Source organism: Neobacillus dielmonensis (assembly GCF_000612665.1).
In the GTDB taxonomy this organism is placed as follows: domain Bacteria; phylum Bacillota; class Bacilli; order Bacillales; family Cytobacillaceae; genus Neobacillus; species Neobacillus dielmonensis.
The window spans coordinates 1-214 of the sequence record NZ_HG942014.1; the positions used below are offsets into that span (position 1 = coordinate 1).

Here is a 214-nt window from a genome sequence, read left to right on the forward strand (position 1 = left end):
GAGCTGTGACAGCGAGGGAAATAGAGTACCGAAGTTCCTGATTCCACACTGCCAAGAAAAGCCTCTAGCGAGATAAAAGGTGCCCGTACCGCAAACCGACACAGGTAGGCGAGGAGAGAATCCTAAGGTGAGCGAGAGAACTCTCGTTAAGGAACTCGGCAAAATGACCCCGTAACTTCGGGAGAAGGGGTGCTTATTGGGGTGAATAGCCTCG

General features: G+C 52.3%; 1 rRNA gene. It reads left to right on the forward strand.

Annotated elements, in window-relative coordinates:
* Window positions 1-214, forward strand: a 23S ribosomal RNA gene (locus BN2425_RS00030); the annotation flags it as partial.